The following is a 16,681-nucleotide window of genomic DNA, read 5'->3' on the forward strand; positions in this document are numbered from 1 at the left end:
TTATTGCCCTTAGGCCAAGAATCAGTGAAGAGGTAAGCAACTATAGCGCCAGGATGTTGCACCAACCCATCCCTCTCTTGTCAACGCGTCTAGCCACTCATGGCTTCACTCTCGATTAAGATTCTAGATATGTTATACCACTTTTGCTTGAAGAATTCAAGCCCTAATCCTGTCCCGTCTGCCAATCTTGGGCATAGGTCTGGTAGAAGGATACCTTAAGGGCGATAAAGCGACTCAGGTCATTCAAGAGTTGGAAGAGGCGGGCCCGATTCTCGAACTCCTGTCGGCTGACTGGCAAAGGTCGCTCCCGATAATAAGCTAGCAAGGCCTGAATATCAGCCATAAGATAAGTGCCTGGATTGGCCGTTTCCAACTGACTGGCCGTCAGATAGAAAATACCGGCCAAGACCTTGCTTTCTTCGCTCTCTAAGAAACAGTCTGGCAAGGTGGTCATCATCTGCTCCAAAAGCTGGGCCTGAGCCTGGCGCATTTCAACATAGTGGACATCATAATTGGTCTGCTTGAAGAGGCGGTTGTCACGATCAGCCAATACCGTGGTCAGGGCCGCCTCCAGTTCCTGGTTAAGGGCCGCTAAGGCGGCTAAGTCCGTTTCTTTTCTAGCTTGGGGCTGGCGCAAGGAATCATGAATAGTCAAAAGCAGTTGGCGTAACTGTTCTTCGATGCGCTCCCTGTGGGCCAGAATCAGGTCTTCTTTGGAAGGCATATAGCTATTAAAGGCTAGGGCTAGCCCTGCCCCGATGGCAAAGAGCCCCACTTGATTGAGCCAATAGGAGGTAGCTAGCGACTGCCAACCTAAGAGTTGGGTGACGAGAACCGTGCTAGCCACCAGACCCGACATGAGCTGGAGCCGATAGCTAAGGGGCACATAGATGACCAGGAAGAGGGCTAGGCTCAGCAAATTAAAGCCCAGACCAGCAAAGAGCAACCAAGCCAGAGCCAAGGCCAATACCATGGACACTAGACGCTCTTGGGCCAACTTGAGTGTGGTCCGGCGCGTATCCGACAAGCTCAAAAGGGCAATAACGCCAGCCGTCATCGGATTCAAGAGCCCTAGCGCCTGAGCGGTCAGCGCCGCCGCTAAGACAGCTAGGGTATATTTAGCAGTTCGCAATGGCAGGGACATGGCGCCCCCTCCCTTCTCTTATCTTTTTCTTCTATTGTTATACCATCTGCGCTGAAAAATAACAATCCCCACTAGTATTTTAGCTATCTTCACAAAATCTTCGCAATTATTAGCTATACTATGAAAGTACACCCCGAAAAGGAGCCATATCCATGCCTAACCCCAAGCTTACCAAGGGTTTCCGCCTAGCAGCCACTGTGCTAATTGACAATTACTGGATTCCCCGACAGGAAGTTGAACGCTACTTGGCCCGCCGTCAATACTGGTCTCAAAGGCTTATGACCTACATGAGCCAGGCTGGTTGGCAAGCTCAACTTGCCTTTGAAGGTAGCCAAGACGGCTTAGCCGTGCTAGGCCTAGATGGGCAAGGCCAAATCCAGGCCCTCATCCACCTGGATCCAGCCAATCTGGCTGCCTTGGAAGCCGGTAGTGCCCCGGAAGAACTCTTCTAAATGCCTGCCTAATACGAAATATAGGCTAAATTTATTGGCATAAGGTTCTTTTTTCTGATACAATGACTATATAGGTCCAAATAACAGGAGGATTAGACTCGATGACCAAGTTACATACTAAGCTCGTTTTACTCACTCTAGCGAGCACCACCCTACTAGGTTTAGCTAGCCCTATTATGGCCCAAGAGCTAAAGAAAACCCCAGACTTAACTAAGGATTTTAGCCAAAGTCAAGCTAGCCAAGCATCTAGCTTCACCATGCCGAGTGGCTACCCTGAGGAATTGAATAGCTTAACCGAAGATACCCGTTCTTATGTCGTGATTGACCAAGATACCCACAAGGTCTTGATGGAACGTGAAGGGAATAAGCCTTACCCAATTGCTTCCATGTCCAAAATTATGTCAGTTTACTTGACCTACAAAGCCATCGAGGAAGGCAAAATTAAACTAGACGATAAGATTAAGGTACCTGAAGCCATTGTCCGTGATTTCACCGATAATGCGGAATTATCTAATGCTGGTCTAGTGACCGATGCAGAATACACCGTCCAGGACCTCTTATACGGGATTATGTTAGCATCTGGTAACGATGCGACTACCCTTCTGATGTCTCACATCTACGGTTCTGAACAAGAAGCTGTTGCTGCCATTCGTCGCCAACTCGATGAATGGGGGATTGAGAACTATGAGTTCTACACCACTTCTGGGGCGCCTAACAAGTACCTACCAGAAAGCTACTGGATTGAAGGCTCAACCAAGGACAGCCAAAACAAGATGTCAGCAGCTGATGTTGCCTTAATGGCCCAATACATCACTGAAAAGTATCCACAAATCTTAGAACTGTCTTCTGCCCGTGAATACACCATGGCCAAAGACAGTGACCATCCAATTAAAATGGCCAACAACAACTTGTTGCTTGAAGGGGCTCAATATGGCCGCCCAGGCGTAACGGGGCTGAAGTCAGGTTATACAGATGAAGCCGGCAAATGCTTCGTCACCACCACGACTGAAAATGGCCGTAAGATGATTGCCGTTGTCATGGGGGTTCAAGAACCTTACTCTTCTTATGAAGAAACCAAGATTCTCTTGGATGGCTTGAACAAGCATCCTGACCTCTATCAATTAGAAGGCTTGGCTACCAACCTCTTGCCAACTCAAGCAGAGAAGGAAGCTCAAGCTGCCAAAGCCGCTTCTGAAGAAGCCGCAAGCAAGGCCCAAGCAGCGGGTAGCAACAAAGAAGAAAATGTTGAAAGTCTTCCTAACCGCCGCAACAACCCATTCACTAACTTTATGCGTAGTATCTTTGGGATCTTTAATTAAGACTTATACCGGCTGAGACCAGCGCTCAGCTGGTTTTTTTAATACAATAAAACTTCCCATTATATCATATATGATATAATGGGAAGTTTCTTTTGCGACAATCACTAAAAAAACGAGACCTAAGGGTCTCGTTTTCTTGCTTTTAGTTAAAGACGATAACAGGTGTACCGTACTCTACGTTTTCATAGATGGTTGCTGCTGCATCAAGTGGTGAGTTGACACAGCCTAAGGAACCACTGTAGGTCCAGACATCACCACCAAATTGGCTTTGCCATGGTGCGTCGTGAATCCCTTGGGATTTATCATCGAAACGCATCCAGTAGTTAACTGGTACAGAGTAGTCTACCCGGTAGAACTGGTTGTAACCCTTGAGTCGGGTCCCAGAAAGCTTCTCAATGATGGCCCCTGCCCCAGGAACTGTTTCAGCTGCTGGTTGACCTGTAACCACAGGAGCTTCCAAGATTTTCTTGTGATCCTTATAGAGGAACATGGTTTGGTTGGCGATATCGACTTCCACGTAGGTTGGGCCGATATCATCCTTGGCGTTAGGTACGCCACCAGTTGAGTTAACGGCAGGTTCACGCTTAACTGGTTGATGAGCCAGTAGTTCTTGTTCCAATTTGTCAACTTCTTGGTCGACTTCAATACCCCAGCCCATAATGCCTGGCGGCACTTCAACTATCCCGCGTAAGGTAGACTTGAATTCACGTGTCTTATTATAGGTAGAATATTTTTCATTCAAACCTTGAACGTAAGCCTTAATGGCTTCGCGGTCGAAGCTGACTTGGTTATTTTCGTCAAAGTGCATCCAAGATTCAATGGTCTTGGTCGGAATTTGAACATCATCGCCGGCAATCTGAAGGACGATTGGGTTCTCACTATATTGCTTAATTAAACCAAGTGCAGATTTCATGGTGTCGCTATCAGCTTGAATCGCTGCCTTGGCATAAGCCTGGCTGACATCCACACTGTTCTTTTCTTGTGTGGCCGCAACTAACATGTCTTGAGCCAGGCTATCGGTATCAACCTGAGTCCCTGTCACGTCCGGCTTCACTTGGTAGCCATCTGCTTCACTATATTCGATGCTAGCATCTGTCGCCGCTTGGCGTTGACTATTGTCAATGCCTTTGGCTACCAAGACTTGAGCTGCCTTGGTTTTATCTACATGGACCATGTTGGAGTCTACCTTAACATCTTGGTGACTACCAAAGCTTAAGGGCCACATCACTGGATCTTGCTGGTTGAAGAGTTGACCCACCGCCTTATCCAAGTCATAACTTGGTGATAATTCAGCCAAGGTCACTTGGGCAGTAGTTTTCCCATTCTCTTGCAAGTTAATTTGGCGCTTGCCAAGTTCTTCAGCAATCTTTTCTTGGGCTTGGGCCTGAGTTAAGCCCATAAGCGGAATATCTCCAAAGTAGCTACCGAAGGTGAAGCGATCTAGGAAGAAGATCAAGCCCCCGATATAGGCTACTGCTAATAAACCCAGAAGAATCATGCTGTATTTCAAAAAGCGTTTCATTGGCAAATCCCCTATCTAAAATTATCGTTACTCTCTATTATACGTTTAGATGAAGGTTTGTAAAGTCTTAATCAACAATTGGTTGACGACTTGTGGGTTGGCTTGCCCTTTAGATACCTTCATAATTTGACCGACTAAGAAGCCAACAGCTCGGTCTTTCCCGTTACGATAGTCTTCGACAGAGGCTTGGTTGGCCTCCAAGACTTGATCAATAATGGCTTGGATTTGCGCTGGGTCGCTAATTTGGGCCATGCCACGTTCTTGGACAATGACATCCGCATCGCCACCCTCAGTCACCAGAATCTTGAAGAGTTGCTTAGCAATCTTAGAAGAAATGGTCCCTGATTCAATCAAACGAATCATTTGCGCTAGGTTGTGTGGCGTCAATTGAGTCCCTGATAAGGTAGTTTTGGCACTGTTCAAGTAAGCCGACACTTCACCCATGAGCCAGTTAGAGGCTTGTTTTGGATCTGCGCCTTCTGCCACAGTAGCCTGGAAGAAATCTGACATTTCCTTGGTCAAGGTCAAGACCATGGCGTCATAGGCAGGTAGACCGAATTCCTTGATATAGCGTGCCCGACGGCTATCTGGCATTTCAGGAATGGTAGATTTTACAGCTTCTACCCATTCAAGTGCAATAGTAATCCAAGGTAGGTCTGGTTCAGGGAAGTAGCGGTAGTCTGCAGACCCTTCCTTAACCCGCATGAGCAAGGTCTTCCCAGTCGCTTCATCGTAACGACGAGTTTCTTGCCCAATCTTACCACCCGCTAAGAGCACTTGGGCTTGACGTTTCTCTTCGTAAGCCAAGCCCTTCTTAACGAAGTTGAAGGAGTTGAGGTTCTTGAGCTCAGTCTTAGTCCCGAAAGCTTCTTGCCCATAAGGACGGAGGGAAATGTTGGCATCGCAACGCATAGACCCTTCTTCCATCTTAACATCAGAAACTTCAGTATACATGATTTTCTCGCGCAAAGCTTCCAAGTAAGCATAGGCTTCTTCCGGTGAGCGAATGTCCGCTTCAGAGACAATCTCAATCAGAGGAGTCCCTTGACGGTTAAGGTCGACATAAGAATAGCCATCACTAGCATGGGTGTTCTTACCCGCGTCTTCTTCCAAGTGTAGACGCTCGATGCGAATACGCTTGGTTTGGCCATCGACTTCAATGTCAATGTAACCATTTAACCCGATTGGCGTATCAAATTGAGAAATTTGGTAGGCCTTAGGGTTATCTGGGTAGAAGTAGTTCTTGCGGTCGAACTTCATTTCAGGCGCGATTTGGCAGTTAAGCGCTAAAGCTGCTCGCATACCAAATTCAATGGCCCGTTTATTAACTACTGGCAAGACACCAGGGTAACCCCAGTCGATTTCGTTGGTGTTGGTGTTAGGTTCGGCCCCGAAATGTGCAGGCGATGGGCTGAACATCTTGGAATCAGTCTTCAATTCCACGTGGACTTCAAGTCCGATAATCGTTTCAAAATTCATAGCGGTCTCCTATTCTACGGCTGCCCGTGGGGATTGGTTGACATAGTCATGTCCGGCTTCGAAGTTAGCAGCCACTTGATAGATGGTCGCTTCATCCAATGGCTTAGCCATGAGTTGCAAGCCGATAGGAAGCCCTGCTTGGTCTAAACCAGCTGGCACTGACAAGGCTGGTAGCCCGGCCAGATTGGCTGGAACGGTCAAGAGGTCAGCCACATACATTTCAATTGGGTCTTGAATCCGACCTCCGATTTCAAAGGCCGTTGAGGTGGTCGCAGGCCCCATGATAACATCACAGGCTTGGAAGGCTTGCTCGAAGTCTTGGATAATCAAGGTCCGAACTTGGGCCGCCTTCTTGAAGTAGGCATCATAGTAACCTGAGCTCAAGCTGAAGGTCCCTAACATAATCCGGCGTTGTACTTCTGGCCCGAAACCTTCCGTCCGTGATTGCACATAGACTTCTTCCAGGGTTTGCGCGCTTTGCGAACGGTAGCCATAGCGAATCCCGTCAAAGCGTTGTAAGTTAGAAGAGGCTTCTGAAGAGGCTATAATATAGTAGACATTGATCCCATACTTAGAGTGCGGCAAGGAAATCTCCACGATTTCTGCTCCTTGGCTTTCGAAGTAGGCAGCGGCTTGGTCCATGCGCTCGCGAATTTCTTGGTTGATGGCTTCTGAGCGATAATCCACTGGGAAACCAATCTTCAGGCCAGCTAACGGTTGGCCAATCTTCGCACTATAGTTAGTATCAATTTCAGGCAAGGAAGTTGAATCCTTGGCATCATGACCGGCAATGGCTTCTAAGACCAAGGCGTTATCTGCAACCGTTAAGGTCATTGGCCCAATTTGGTCTAAACTAGAACCAAAGGCGATAAGGCCATAACGAGAAACCAAACCGTAGGTTGGCTTCATCCCCACTAAACCAGTAAAGGCAGCCGGTTGGCGGATACTCCCCCCAGTGTCGGTCCCTAAGCTGGCTGGCACTTGGCGAGCTGCTACGGCTGCCGCAGAACCACCAGATGACCCACCTGGTACGCGATTCAAGTCCCAAGGGTTACGCGTCGTCTTGAAGGCCGAGCGTTCACAGCTAGCCCCCATGGCAAACTCGTCCATGTTGAGTTTCCCTACAATGATGGCACCGGCTTGGTGGAGTTTTTCTACGACCGTCGCATCATAAGTTGGCACGAAGTCTTCCAGCATGCGGCTGGCAGCAGTGGTTACCAAGCCCTTGGTTACGATATTATCTTTAACCCCGATCGGAATCCCGTTGAGGATTGGCGCATCCGCCCCGTAGCCACGCGCATCCGCTTGAGCTGCGGCTGCTAGGGCCAAGTCTTTGTTGAGGGCCAAGAAGGCTGCCACTTGTGCATCTGTCGCTTCAATACGTTCGAAAGCCGCCCGCACTAAGTCTTGGGATGTAAATTTACCGGCTGCTAGGCCTTCTTTCATGGCTAAGATTGTCGTTGGATATTGGGTCATCTTAGGCTTCCTCACTTTCCATGATGGCTGGTACTTGAATGAAGCCATCCTTGCTAGTTTTAACATTAGCTAATAATAGCTCCCGCTCAACCCCTGCTTGGGCCTTGTCTTCACGGAAGACATTGAGGAGTTGGTTGCCATGGTAAGTCGGTGCGACCCCTTGGGTATCCACTTGTTCGAGTTGCTCAACAAAGTCGATAATAGCATTGAATTCCTCGGTAAAGGCATCAATCTTGCTATCATCGAATGAGAGTTTCGCCAATTTGGCGACGTGTTTGATATCGGCTGGTTGGACCATGCGATTCTTCCTTTCTGATACTGACTTTATTTGCTAGTTGATAGAGGCACGAGCGGACCTTATTTTAGGATTTGCGATTGATACTGGTTGCTGCCCGCCGGCTTGGTAATGACGGCCTCGGTCCCTTCTGATGACTCAATCCGCACTTGCAGGTCCAGACCTTCAGGGAAGGTATTCTGGGCGACATCTGTCACATGCTGGGTCAGGGCGGTAATTTCGGTTAAATCATAAAACTGGGTTACGATATTAATCTTAAGCGAAGCTAGGCTGCCGTTGATATTGAGGGCTTCAGCCGTAATCCCATTTAGTTTAGGGAAGAAGTCGCTGACCTTGGTCCGGAATTCTTCAAAACCTGGGTACTGGTCGTTACTACCTTGGTTGATCCCTACAAATGGCAGGAGAGCCCGGCTTTCGTTATGCTCAGTCCAATCGGTTACCGCATTCCCCTCACGCGAAATCCCGTCTAGGACGAAGGTCCCACCTACCACGTTACTTGCAGGTGCTTGGCTGAAAATAGCCACAGAGATTGGCACGGAACGCAATTCAGGAGTTGCCCGCAAACGACCTACGATGGTGTTGGCGTATGCTTTACCCCGTTCACGCATTTCCCCAATCGAGATTTCTTGGCGGTGAACAACGTTATTGGAGTCGGTATATTGATATTCACTATTCATGGCCAAACCGATGACGATCCCTGATAGGGAGTAGCCATCATTAGTTTCCACCATGATGTCTTTTTCCATGATTTGGGCTAGGTAAATTGGCGTTGCAGCCGCATCCGTAATTACCTGATCATTGGAACTTGATTCAGCACTAGACGATTCTTCCTGGCTTGACTCACTACTTTGCGCCGAAATGGTGCTTTCAGCCTTACGCTGTTGCTCGGCATCATCGGGCAAACGAGGATTGAGCCCTTCTGGGTTATCATCTGATTCACGGCCCGTCCAACGGGTCATGGTCTCCAGATTAATCAAGGTTCCTTCCTGCAAGAAATATTGGTTGGTTGGAAAGACGCCTTTGGCGATCCGTAGGAGCCCTTCTTCAAAGGCACGGATATTACCGGCGGAACTAAGGTTGCTGTCAGAGCTGCTGGCCACCCCTAATTGGTAGCGACCATTGCTGATAACTGCCCGGTAATTCTCACTAGACAGCTGGTTCTGAGTGGTCTGAACCACCACCTGGTTAGGTCCGACCACTGGTTTTTTGGTATTTTCGGCTTCTAGGTTGTTAAGACACCCTGCCAGGGTCAGACTGACTGCCGCGAGGGTCAGTCCCTTCTGCCATTTATTTTTCATATTTTCACCACTTTTTATAGATTTGCTAAGAAACTGGCTTCGTCAAGGATAGTCACACCCAAGGACTCCGCCTTGCTTAATTTGCTTCCGGCTTCCTGCCCGGCCACCAAATAATCGGTCTTCTTAGAGACACTACCGGTGACCTTAGCTCCCCGCGCTTCTAAGAGCTCCTTGGCTTCAGAACGTGAGTAGCTTTCCATGGTCCCGGTCAGGACAACCGTTTTGCCTAACCAGAAATCATTGGCTGTCTCACCTTGCGCCACTTCAAGAGGCTGCGGCCCCTGATAGGTCAAGTTAACGCCTGCCTCTGCCAGGCGTTTAAGCATGGCTTGACTGGATTCCAAGGTCAGATATTGCACTAGAGACTGGCTGATAATTGGCCCGACTCCTTCAATGGCCCCAATTTCCTCGGCAGTCGCCTGGCTTAATCTATTCAAATCACCAAAGACTTGCAAGACTAAGCGCGCCGCCTTGGCGCCCACATGTCGAATGCCCAAACCGAAGAGCAGGCGCTCAGCGGAGTTGGACTTACTGGCTTCAATAGCAGCCAGTAATTTCTGGGCGGATTTTTCTTGTATTTTATCCAAACTTAAGAGGTCCTCTAGGCTCAAACGATAGAGATCATCCAATTCTGTGACTGCCTGACTAGCGACTAGTTGGTTGAGAATGCGCGGTCCCAAGCCCTGTATGTTCATGGCACCCCGTGAGACAAAGTGGCTCAAGAGGGCTAGGCGTTGGGCCGGACAGACCAGGTTAGGACAGCGTAAAGCCACTTCTTCACCCTGACGTACTAAGGCCGTCTGACATTCCGGACAATGAGTCGGAATGGCCAGGGGCTGACTGTCTTGGGGCCGTTTGGCTAAAAGCACTGAGGTAATCTCAGGAATAATGTCGCCCGCCTTATGAATCGTGACTTGGTCTCCAATCCGCACATCCAGGCTCTCAATCAAGTCCACATTGTGGAGACTAGCACGTTGGACCGTTGTCCCCGCCAACGGCACGGGATCCATAATGGCAGTTGGTGTCACGACACCCGTCCGCCCCACGGTCCATTCCACCTCACGTAGGGTGGTCACTGCTTCTTCAGCCGGGAATTTATAGGCTATAGCCCAGCGTGGTGCTTTGACCGTAAAGCCTAAGGCCTGTTGTTGGTCAATGTGGTTAACCTTGATAACCACGCCATCAATCTCATAAGGTAAGTCATGGCGCTGCTGGCCAATCATTTGGATATAGTCAATCACTTCTTCAGCCGTCTGACATTCGCGTCTGAGCGGATTGGTCCGTAAGCCCAATTGCTCAAAGGCCGCAAAGAGACCGGCCTGGCTCTCTGGATGGAATTCATCTGTATAGACTGCACTGTAGAGGAAGATATTGAGTTGGCGGTCGGCCACCGCGCGCGGGTCTAACTGACGTAAGCCGCCCGCCGCCGCATTGCGGGGATTCTTAAAGATTTCTTGGCCTTGGGCTTCGCGTTCCTCGTTAAGTGCAAGGAAAACAGCCTTTGGCATGTAACATTCACCACGCACTTCTACTGACAGATTTTGTCTTAGACGTAGAGGCAAGGAGCGAATGGTACGAAGATTCTGGGTGATGTCTTCGCCAATTGTCCCATCCCCCCGCGTGGCGCCACGCACAAAGACACCATCCTGGTAGGTAAGGGCAATGGCTAAGCCATCAATTTTACATTCACACATGAAGGAGACAGGGCCCTCGACTTGTTGGGTCACCCGCTCAATAAATTGTGTCACTTCTTCCGGACTGAAGGCATTGCCTAGACTATACATGGATTCTGCGTGAGCCACTTTACTAAAGCCTTCTAAGAGCTGGTCTCCGACCCGTTGGGTAGGCGAATCCGGCGTAATCCACTCTGGATGCGCCGCTTCAATTTCTTCCAGTTCCCGATAGAGGGCATCGTAGCTTGCGTCACTGACCAGGGATTGGTCTAGAACATAGTAATGGTAGGCATAGTCATTTAATAAGTGCTTGACTTCTTCAAGGCGTGCCTGAAGGTTTTGGCTTGGCATTTTCATTCTCCTTCATATCCAGGTCAGCTAGTGAGCCATGGGCCCACTACCCTACTCTACATTATAGCGCATTTGAGCGAATTTTTCTCGGAAAATGCGAACTTTTTACAAAAGTGCAATATGCCCTTGTGGCTTGGCCACCATCAAGGACGTCAGTCATACAAAAAAAGCTGAGACTTCAGTCTCAGCTTGGCTTATTTTATTCATTTGCCTTAGTCAAAGGGGCATAGGCTGCCATCAAATCCTTAATGCCTTGCGAGGCAAAGGCCACGCTCAGTAGTTGGTCTTTGCCAGCCTTAGCCACCTTAACGATGGTGCCCTGGCCGAAGGTCTTGTGAAGGACCTTATCCCCGACTTGCCAAGTCTGGCCTGCTCCACTTGCGGAAGTGCTAGCCCCAGCTACTGGCCCCTTATGACGAAGGGCCGCTTGATTCTTAAGGCGACGGTCACCCGCTTCTTGCTTACGAATGGTCCGACTAGGCGCGACATTGGCGGTTGGCTGATGATGCAAGCCCGTCCAAGAAGAGCTATCAGACCAGGTCTGCTTCCAGCTGCTTTGGCCGTAGGCGCTTGATTGACGGCCAGAACCTAACCACTCGACTAAATCAGGTTGGATTTCATCTAAAAATCGACTAGGTGGATTGGTCACCGTCCGGCCATATTGTAGGCGTCGCTTACTAGCAGTCAGATAGAGGGCGCGTTCAGCCCGGGTCATGCCCACATAGGCCAGACGTCGCTCTTCTTCTAGCTCGTCAGGATTCTCACTAGCCCGACGCAGTGGGAAGAGTCCCTCTTCCATGCCTACCATAAAGACATAAGGAAATTCCAAACCCTTGGCTGCATGTAGGGTCATAAGGGTCACCTGATCTAAGGCCTCTTCCTGATTGTCTGCATCGGTCATAAGGGAGACATCAGTTAAAAATTGGGTCAGTGGCGCCAAAGCCACTTCTTCCTGGCCCTGAGTCTGAGCCAAATAATCAGGATCTTGTTCCAAGATCGCCTCCCGCTCCGTTTGGTCAAACTGGGTGACGACTGAGGCAAATTCTTCCAAGTTCTCCAAGCGGTTGGCCGCCTCGACCGTCCCTTCTTCCTTAAGCGACTTAAGGTAACCCGTCTTATCCCAAACTTCTTCCGTTAAGTCCCGGAGTGGTAAGAAAGGCACTTGCTGGCGCAGGGTTTCAATCAAGTGAGCAAAGTCCAGCAGCTTTTTCTGAACACTGGCTGAGAAATTGGAGAAATGCAGGCGCCCAATGGCCTCAAACCAGGAGACCCCCAGGGAATCCGCGAATTCAGCCAACTTGGTCACCGTTGTTGCCCCAATCCCCCGCTTAGGCACATTAATGATTCGGTTAAGGCTGAGGTTGTCATGTGGGTTGTCCAAAAGCCGCAGATAAGCCAAAGTGTCCTGGATTTCCTTGCGAGCATAGAACTTAAGTCCCCCTACTACCTTGTAGGGCATATTGGACCGCAAGAGGGCTTCTTCTAGCCCCCGTGATTGGGCCTGAGTCCGATAGAGCACGGCTACTTGGCTATAGTTGGCGCCTTCTTGGTCCCGCAAATGCCGGATAGTCCGCGTCACAAAATCTGCTTCTTCCAAGTCACTGTCAGCAGAGTAGATTTGAATCTTTTCCCCTACTTGGCCGTCACTCCAGAGTTGCTTATCCTTACGCTGGAGGTTATTTTCAATCACACTGTTAGCGGCCTTAAGAATAGTTTGAGTTGAACGGTAATTCTGTTCTAGCAAGATCACCTTAGCTTGAGGGTAGTCCTGCTCGAAGTTAAGGATATTAGCCATATTGGCTCCTCGCCAACCATAGATAGATTGGTCGGCATCCCCCACCACGCAAATATTCTTAAGCAACCCCGCCAGGAGTTGAACCAGGCGATATTGACTGTGGTTGGTATCTTGGTACTCATCTACATGGATATATTGGAATTTCTGCTGATAGAACTGGCGGATGGTCGGATTCTGTTCGAGTAGTCGCACAGTCAGCAAAATCAGGTCGTTAAAGTCCAGGGCATTGGCGGCCTTGAGTCGCTTCTGATAATTACGGTAGATATTGGCATGAATTTCATGAATATAGCCACTATCAGAAGCTAAGAAATCATCCGGCAAATAGCCTTGGTTCTTAGCCGCATCAATGACCCAGAGCAAGTCCTTATAGTTATACTGGTCACTGTCCAAGTTCAAGTCCCGCAAGACCTGCTTCATCAGGGTCTGCTGCTCGCCCTGGTCAATAATGGTAAAGTTCTTGGCATAGCCCAGCGTCTCGATTTCCCGACGCAGAATGCGGGCACACATGGCGTGGAAGGTAGCCACCCAAATAGAAGAAGCCTCTTCCCCCACTAGACGTTGGACCCTTTCTCTCATCTCGGCTGCTGCTTTATTGGTGAAGGTAATGGCCAGGATATTCCAAGGATTGACTTGGCGCTCCTGAATCAGGTAGGCGATACGATGAGTTAAAACCCGCGTCTTACCACTTCCTGCTCCGGCTGCAATCAGGACAGGCCCTTCCGTGGTCAGAACCGCCTCTCTTTGTTTTGAATTTAAGCCTTTAATCAACGTATCTAGCGCCGTCACATGCCCAACCTCCATCTTCTAAATCTCAACTCCCATTATAACAAATCCTGAGACTAAACTCACCTTTCAAGTCAAAAACTATAGCTGGTTATATGAAATTAAGATAGCCAAAATAGCCCTAAACCCGCGCCAGACATACCAAACTGTGTTATACTTATCAACAATAAGTCGGCTGATGACAGCCAAATATGAAGGAGTTGAACTATATGTCCCAAACATCATTAGAATTTATCGGCAATACCCCTGTCTATCAATTAGACAACAGTAATATCTATGTCAAACTCGAGAAGTACAACTTGGGTGGTAGCGTCAAAGATCGTGCCGTTCTGGGTATGATTCAAGCAGCTCAAGCAGCAGGTGCAGTAACGCCTGAAACCATCTTTGTTGAGCCAAGTTCTGGCAACACTGGGATTGCAGTCGCCCTTCTGGCCTCTGTCTTGGGTCTCAAGGCAGTTGTCATCATGCCTGAAAGCTTTAGCGTGGAGCGTCGCCAACTTATCAAGGCCTACGGAGCTCAATTAGTCTTGACTCCAAAAGAAGGCGGCATGAAGGCAGCCATCGCTAAGGCAGAAGAAATCAAGAGCCGCTATCCAAACGCTATTATTTTGAGCCAATTCGATAACCCAGCTAATCCAGCTTACCACCACCAAACTACAGGTAAGGAAATCCTAGAACAAGTGCCAGACCTAGATATTTTTGTCGCAGGGATCGGGACTGGCGGTACCTTCACAGGGGTCGTGGAATACTTGAATGAACACAAACCTGGCGTCTTAGCAGTGGCCTTAGAACCAGAAGATTCACCTGTTATCAGCCAAGGCCGGGCCGGCGCCCATAAGATTCAAGGGATTGGGACCGGCTTCCTGCCAGGTAACTTCAAACCTGAATTAGCCAACCAAGTCCTAACTATCAGCAATGACGAAGCCTTCGCTGAAGCCAAAGACTTTATCCGGACGACTGGTATTGGGGTCGGTATTTCGTCTGGTGCAGCCTTGGCCGGGGCTAAGAAATTAGCTGCCCAATATCCTGACAAAAAAATTGTGACCATCTTACCTGATGGCGTAGAGAAATATCTCTCCGTCTTGGACTTTGAAGGTGGGAACTACGTCCAAGTTTAATGTCTTTCTGGCAACGACTTTCCTATAATATTCAACGCGTCATGGCCCTTGACCCAGCTGCCAAGTCGCCTTGGATGGTCTTCTGGACCTATCCACATATTAAGGCTCTTAACTATCACTACATTGCCCATGCGCTCTATGTCAAGGGCCATCCACTCCTAGCTAGACTTCTAGCCAAACGCGCCCGTCGCGTGACCGGTATTGAAATTCATCCCGGTGCCAAAATTGGTCCTGGCCTCTTTATGGACCATGGCATGGGCATCGTCATTGGCGAGACGGCCATAGTTGGCAAGGATGTCACCCTCTATCAGGGTGTGACCCTCGGTGGGACCAAGTTAGACCCCGTCAAACGCCACCCCACGGTTGAAGACCATGTCCTGATAGGAGCGGGCACCAAGATTCTGGGCAATGTCACAATCGGCCAAGGAGCCAAAATCGGCTGTAATGTCGTCATCAAGCAAGATGTGCCTGCAGGTTCTATTGTATACGAAGCACCCGCCTGGATTAAGTACCCGGGGCAGGACCAAATTGAGCCTTTCTACAAGACTTCTACTAGCTCTGTTTCAGAGCCAAAGGCTAAAGGCTGAGACAAGTGTCTCAGCCTCTTTTTTGGATTGGCAATCAAAGACAAGAAACTTGTCTTATGCTATAATAAGGCAAAGACTATCTTAGGAGGTTTTCAATGAAACAGAATAATAATCATGCGATGTTCACAGCCTTACCATTCGGGATTTTCTTCATCCTCATGGGTCTTTGGGCTGTTCTCAATATCCCGAGTGCAATCAATAAACAGGATCAGGTCGGCATTATCATATCTAGTATCTTTGGCCTACTCTTTATCCCTATGGGCATCAGCTTCATTTTCCTGGCTTTCAAAAGCAGACGGGAAACCAAGGCACGCTACGAAGCGACCTACCAACGCTACCCTGAATTGCGTGACAACCTCTCCTTGCTGACGGAGCAAGCTAGCTTTGTGGACCCACTCAACCAATTCTATGTCTACCGCGATACCCTCTTCTATATCAATAACGGCTTCATTGACTACCAAATCGAAGAGTTAAGCCTAATCGGTGTAAAGATTGAACGCATGAAAGACGGCCCACATGTCTCATCCAACCACCTCTTCTTCCTCTACATGAGAGAAGGTGAGCAGGAAATGCATTCTTTAGATATGGGGACTGTCAGTCAGCAAAAATACGACAATCTCATTGAACTCTTCCGCTATCTGATGCAAGTCAAACCAAGTCTTCGTTTTGAAGATGCCATCTCAGACAAGTAAGTCAAGGAGGTAGTATATGTCTCTATTCAAGAAACTTAGCCTATTAGCAGCCGGTCTGGTCTTAACGACTAGCCCCGTACTGGCCCAATCGTCATCTGAGTCTAGCCAGTCTGGCTCAAGTCAAACTTCTTACGAAAGCCTAGAAGCTGCTAGCAACGAGTTGACTCCTAAACTGAAGGAAGCCTTAGACCTCAAGGATGCTAAGAAGACTCTTGACAATCTCGCTCAACTCTTCAAATGGGAAGTAACAGATAGCAAAGAATCTCAACTAGCTAATAGCGACTTCAAGTACACCATCCACCGCTTCGGTCCTGAAGCAGTGCTCCTATCAACTCCCGATAACAAGGTGCTAGCCTTCGCTATGGCCAAGCTAGATGCCGACACCATCCGCCAACGCATGGCAGGTCTCGGAGTCAAACCTGAAGCCCAAATGGAGCGACTGCTTAATCGGGAACCTTCACCTGTCGATAAGGTCTTTGTCGAGACTAAGGATTTTGGCCTTATCCTAAGTGGCCACCACCTCGGTCAGGATGAGAAAAAGCCTGATAAACCACAGTATGACCTTTTCGTTATTTACAACCACGATTTCTACAAGGCGATGGTCAAAGACTTTGAATAAACTTAAAAGCTAAGTAAAGAACTTAGCCTTATTTTTATAAAATCCAGGGACAAGCGCCCTGGATTTCTTGTTTGAGAC

14 protein-coding genes are annotated in these 16,681 nt (G+C 48.8%); 6 read left to right on the forward strand and 8 right to left on the reverse strand.

Features of this window, described 5'->3' with window-relative positions:
* Positions 1-163: 163 nt before the first annotated feature.
* Complete coding sequence (locus GCWU000182_RS02635) at positions 164-1,144, reverse strand: aromatic acid exporter family protein (RefSeq protein ID WP_023391193.1); 981 nt, start codon at positions 1,142-1,144, stop codon at positions 164-166.
* A gap of 152 nt (positions 1,145-1,296) precedes the next feature.
* Here GCWU000182_RS02635 and GCWU000182_RS02640 point away from each other — a divergent pair, with 152 nt between their 5' ends.
* Positions 1,297-1,596, forward strand: a complete 300-nt coding sequence (locus GCWU000182_RS02640) for a hypothetical protein (protein WP_023391194.1) — start codon at positions 1,297-1,299, stop codon at positions 1,594-1,596.
* 101 nt (positions 1,597-1,697) lie between these two features.
* Entirely contained in the window at positions 1,698-2,915 is a 1,218-nt protein-coding gene (locus GCWU000182_RS02645; protein WP_023391195.1) for a D-alanyl-D-alanine carboxypeptidase family protein, read from the forward strand.
* A gap of 142 nt (positions 2,916-3,057) precedes the next feature.
* Here GCWU000182_RS02645 and GCWU000182_RS02650 read toward each other — a convergent pair whose 3' ends face one another.
* The 7 genes from GCWU000182_RS02650 to pcrA form a co-directional block, all read right to left on the reverse strand.
* Positions 3,058-4,437: a L,D-transpeptidase family protein gene (locus GCWU000182_RS02650; protein WP_023391196.1), complete on the reverse strand. Its 1,380-nt coding sequence runs from the start codon at positions 4,435-4,437 to the stop codon at positions 3,058-3,060.
* A gap of 45 nt (positions 4,438-4,482) precedes the next feature.
* Positions 4,483-5,916, reverse strand: coding sequence for an Asp-tRNA(Asn)/Glu-tRNA(Gln) amidotransferase subunit GatB (gene gatB, locus GCWU000182_RS02655; protein WP_023391197.1), 1,434 nt, complete (start codon positions 5,914-5,916; stop codon positions 4,483-4,485).
* A gap of 9 nt (positions 5,917-5,925) precedes the next feature.
* Positions 5,926-7,392: an Asp-tRNA(Asn)/Glu-tRNA(Gln) amidotransferase subunit GatA gene (gene gatA, locus GCWU000182_RS02660; RefSeq protein WP_023391198.1), complete on the reverse strand. Its 1,467-nt coding sequence runs from the start codon at positions 7,390-7,392 to the stop codon at positions 5,926-5,928.
* Position 7,393: 1 nt separating this feature from the next.
* The gene (gatC, locus tag GCWU000182_RS02665) at positions 7,394-7,690 is read right to left on the reverse strand and encodes an Asp-tRNA(Asn)/Glu-tRNA(Gln) amidotransferase subunit GatC (RefSeq protein WP_023391199.1); all 297 of its coding nucleotides are present in this window, start codon (positions 7,688-7,690) and stop codon (positions 7,394-7,396) included.
* A gap of 59 nt (positions 7,691-7,749) precedes the next feature.
* Positions 7,750-8,985 (reverse strand): CamS family sex pheromone protein, encoded by a 1,236-nt coding sequence (locus tag GCWU000182_RS02670; RefSeq protein WP_023391200.1) that lies wholly within the window; start codon positions 8,983-8,985, stop codon positions 7,750-7,752.
* A 14-nt stretch (positions 8,986-8,999) separates the two neighbouring features.
* Positions 9,000-11,009 (reverse strand): NAD-dependent DNA ligase LigA, encoded by a 2,010-nt coding sequence (ligA, locus tag GCWU000182_RS02675; protein ID WP_246269778.1) that lies wholly within the window; start codon positions 11,007-11,009, stop codon positions 9,000-9,002.
* Between the two features lie 199 nt (positions 11,010-11,208).
* The gene (gene pcrA / locus GCWU000182_RS02680) at positions 11,209-13,590 is read right to left on the reverse strand and encodes a DNA helicase PcrA (RefSeq protein WP_035363954.1); all 2,382 of its coding nucleotides are present in this window, start codon (positions 13,588-13,590) and stop codon (positions 11,209-11,211) included.
* A gap of 206 nt (positions 13,591-13,796) precedes the next feature.
* On the opposite strand from pcrA, the gene GCWU000182_RS02685 reads away from it, so the two are divergent.
* The 4 genes from GCWU000182_RS02685 (at position 13,797) to GCWU000182_RS02700 (ending at position 16,603) form a co-directional block, all read left to right on the forward strand.
* A complete protein-coding gene (locus GCWU000182_RS02685) occupies positions 13,797-14,705 on the forward strand; it encodes a PLP-dependent cysteine synthase family protein (RefSeq protein ID WP_035363955.1) in 909 nt (302 codons plus the stop codon).
* On the forward strand, positions 14,705-15,292 hold the full coding sequence (gene epsC / locus GCWU000182_RS02690; protein WP_023391204.1) for a serine O-acetyltransferase EpsC: 588 nt from the start codon (positions 14,705-14,707) through the stop codon (positions 15,290-15,292). Before GCWU000182_RS02685 ends, epsC begins: the two co-directional genes overlap by 1 nt.
* Before the next feature lie 95 nt (positions 15,293-15,387).
* Positions 15,388-15,984, forward strand: coding sequence for a hypothetical protein (locus GCWU000182_RS02695; protein ID WP_023391205.1), 597 nt, complete (start codon positions 15,388-15,390; stop codon positions 15,982-15,984).
* 16 nt (positions 15,985-16,000) lie between these two features.
* Complete coding sequence (locus GCWU000182_RS02700) at positions 16,001-16,603, forward strand: hypothetical protein (protein WP_023391206.1); 603 nt, start codon at positions 16,001-16,003, stop codon at positions 16,601-16,603.
* Positions 16,604-16,681: the final 78 nt, after the last annotated feature.

Source organism: Abiotrophia defectiva ATCC 49176 (assembly GCF_000160075.2).
GTDB classification, from domain to species: domain Bacteria; phylum Bacillota; class Bacilli; order Lactobacillales; family Aerococcaceae; genus Abiotrophia; species Abiotrophia defectiva.

What these genes read in the sequence shown, in the direction of transcription:
- GCWU000182_RS02635 (WP_023391193.1), bottom strand. Translation starts at nt 1,144, where the DNA reads ATGTCCCTGCCATTGCGAACTGCTAAATATACCCTAGCTGTCTTAGCG.
- GCWU000182_RS02640 (WP_023391194.1), top strand. Translation starts at nt 1,297, where the DNA reads ATGCCTAACCCCAAGCTTACCAAGGGTTTCCGCCTAGCAGCCACTGTG.
- GCWU000182_RS02645 (WP_023391195.1), top strand. Translation starts at nt 1,698, where the DNA reads ATGACCAAGTTACATACTAAGCTCGTTTTACTCACTCTAGCGAGCACC.
- GCWU000182_RS02650 (WP_023391196.1), bottom strand. Translation starts at nt 4,437, where the DNA reads ATGAAACGCTTTTTGAAATACAGCATGATTCTTCTGGGTTTATTAGCA.
- gatB (WP_023391197.1), bottom strand. Translation starts at nt 5,916, where the DNA reads ATGAATTTTGAAACGATTATCGGACTTGAAGTCCACGTGGAATTGAAG.
- gatA (WP_023391198.1), bottom strand. Translation starts at nt 7,392, where the DNA reads ATGACCCAATATCCAACGACAATCTTAGCCATGAAAGAAGGCCTAGCA.
- gatC (WP_023391199.1), bottom strand. Translation starts at nt 7,690, where the DNA reads ATGGTCCAACCAGCCGATATCAAACACGTCGCCAAATTGGCGAAACTC.
- GCWU000182_RS02670 (WP_023391200.1), bottom strand. Translation starts at nt 8,985, where the DNA reads ATGAAAAATAAATGGCAGAAGGGACTGACCCTCGCGGCAGTCAGTCTG.
- ligA (WP_246269778.1), bottom strand. Translation starts at nt 11,009, where the DNA reads ATGCCAAGCCAAAACCTTCAGGCACGCCTTGAAGAAGTCAAGCACTTA.
- GCWU000182_RS02685 (WP_035363955.1), top strand. Translation starts at nt 13,797, where the DNA reads ATGTCCCAAACATCATTAGAATTTATCGGCAATACCCCTGTCTATCAA.
- epsC (WP_023391204.1), top strand. Translation starts at nt 14,705, where the DNA reads ATGTCTTTCTGGCAACGACTTTCCTATAATATTCAACGCGTCATGGCC.
- GCWU000182_RS02695 (WP_023391205.1), top strand. Translation starts at nt 15,388, where the DNA reads ATGAAACAGAATAATAATCATGCGATGTTCACAGCCTTACCATTCGGG.
- GCWU000182_RS02700 (WP_023391206.1), top strand. Translation starts at nt 16,001, where the DNA reads ATGTCTCTATTCAAGAAACTTAGCCTATTAGCAGCCGGTCTGGTCTTA.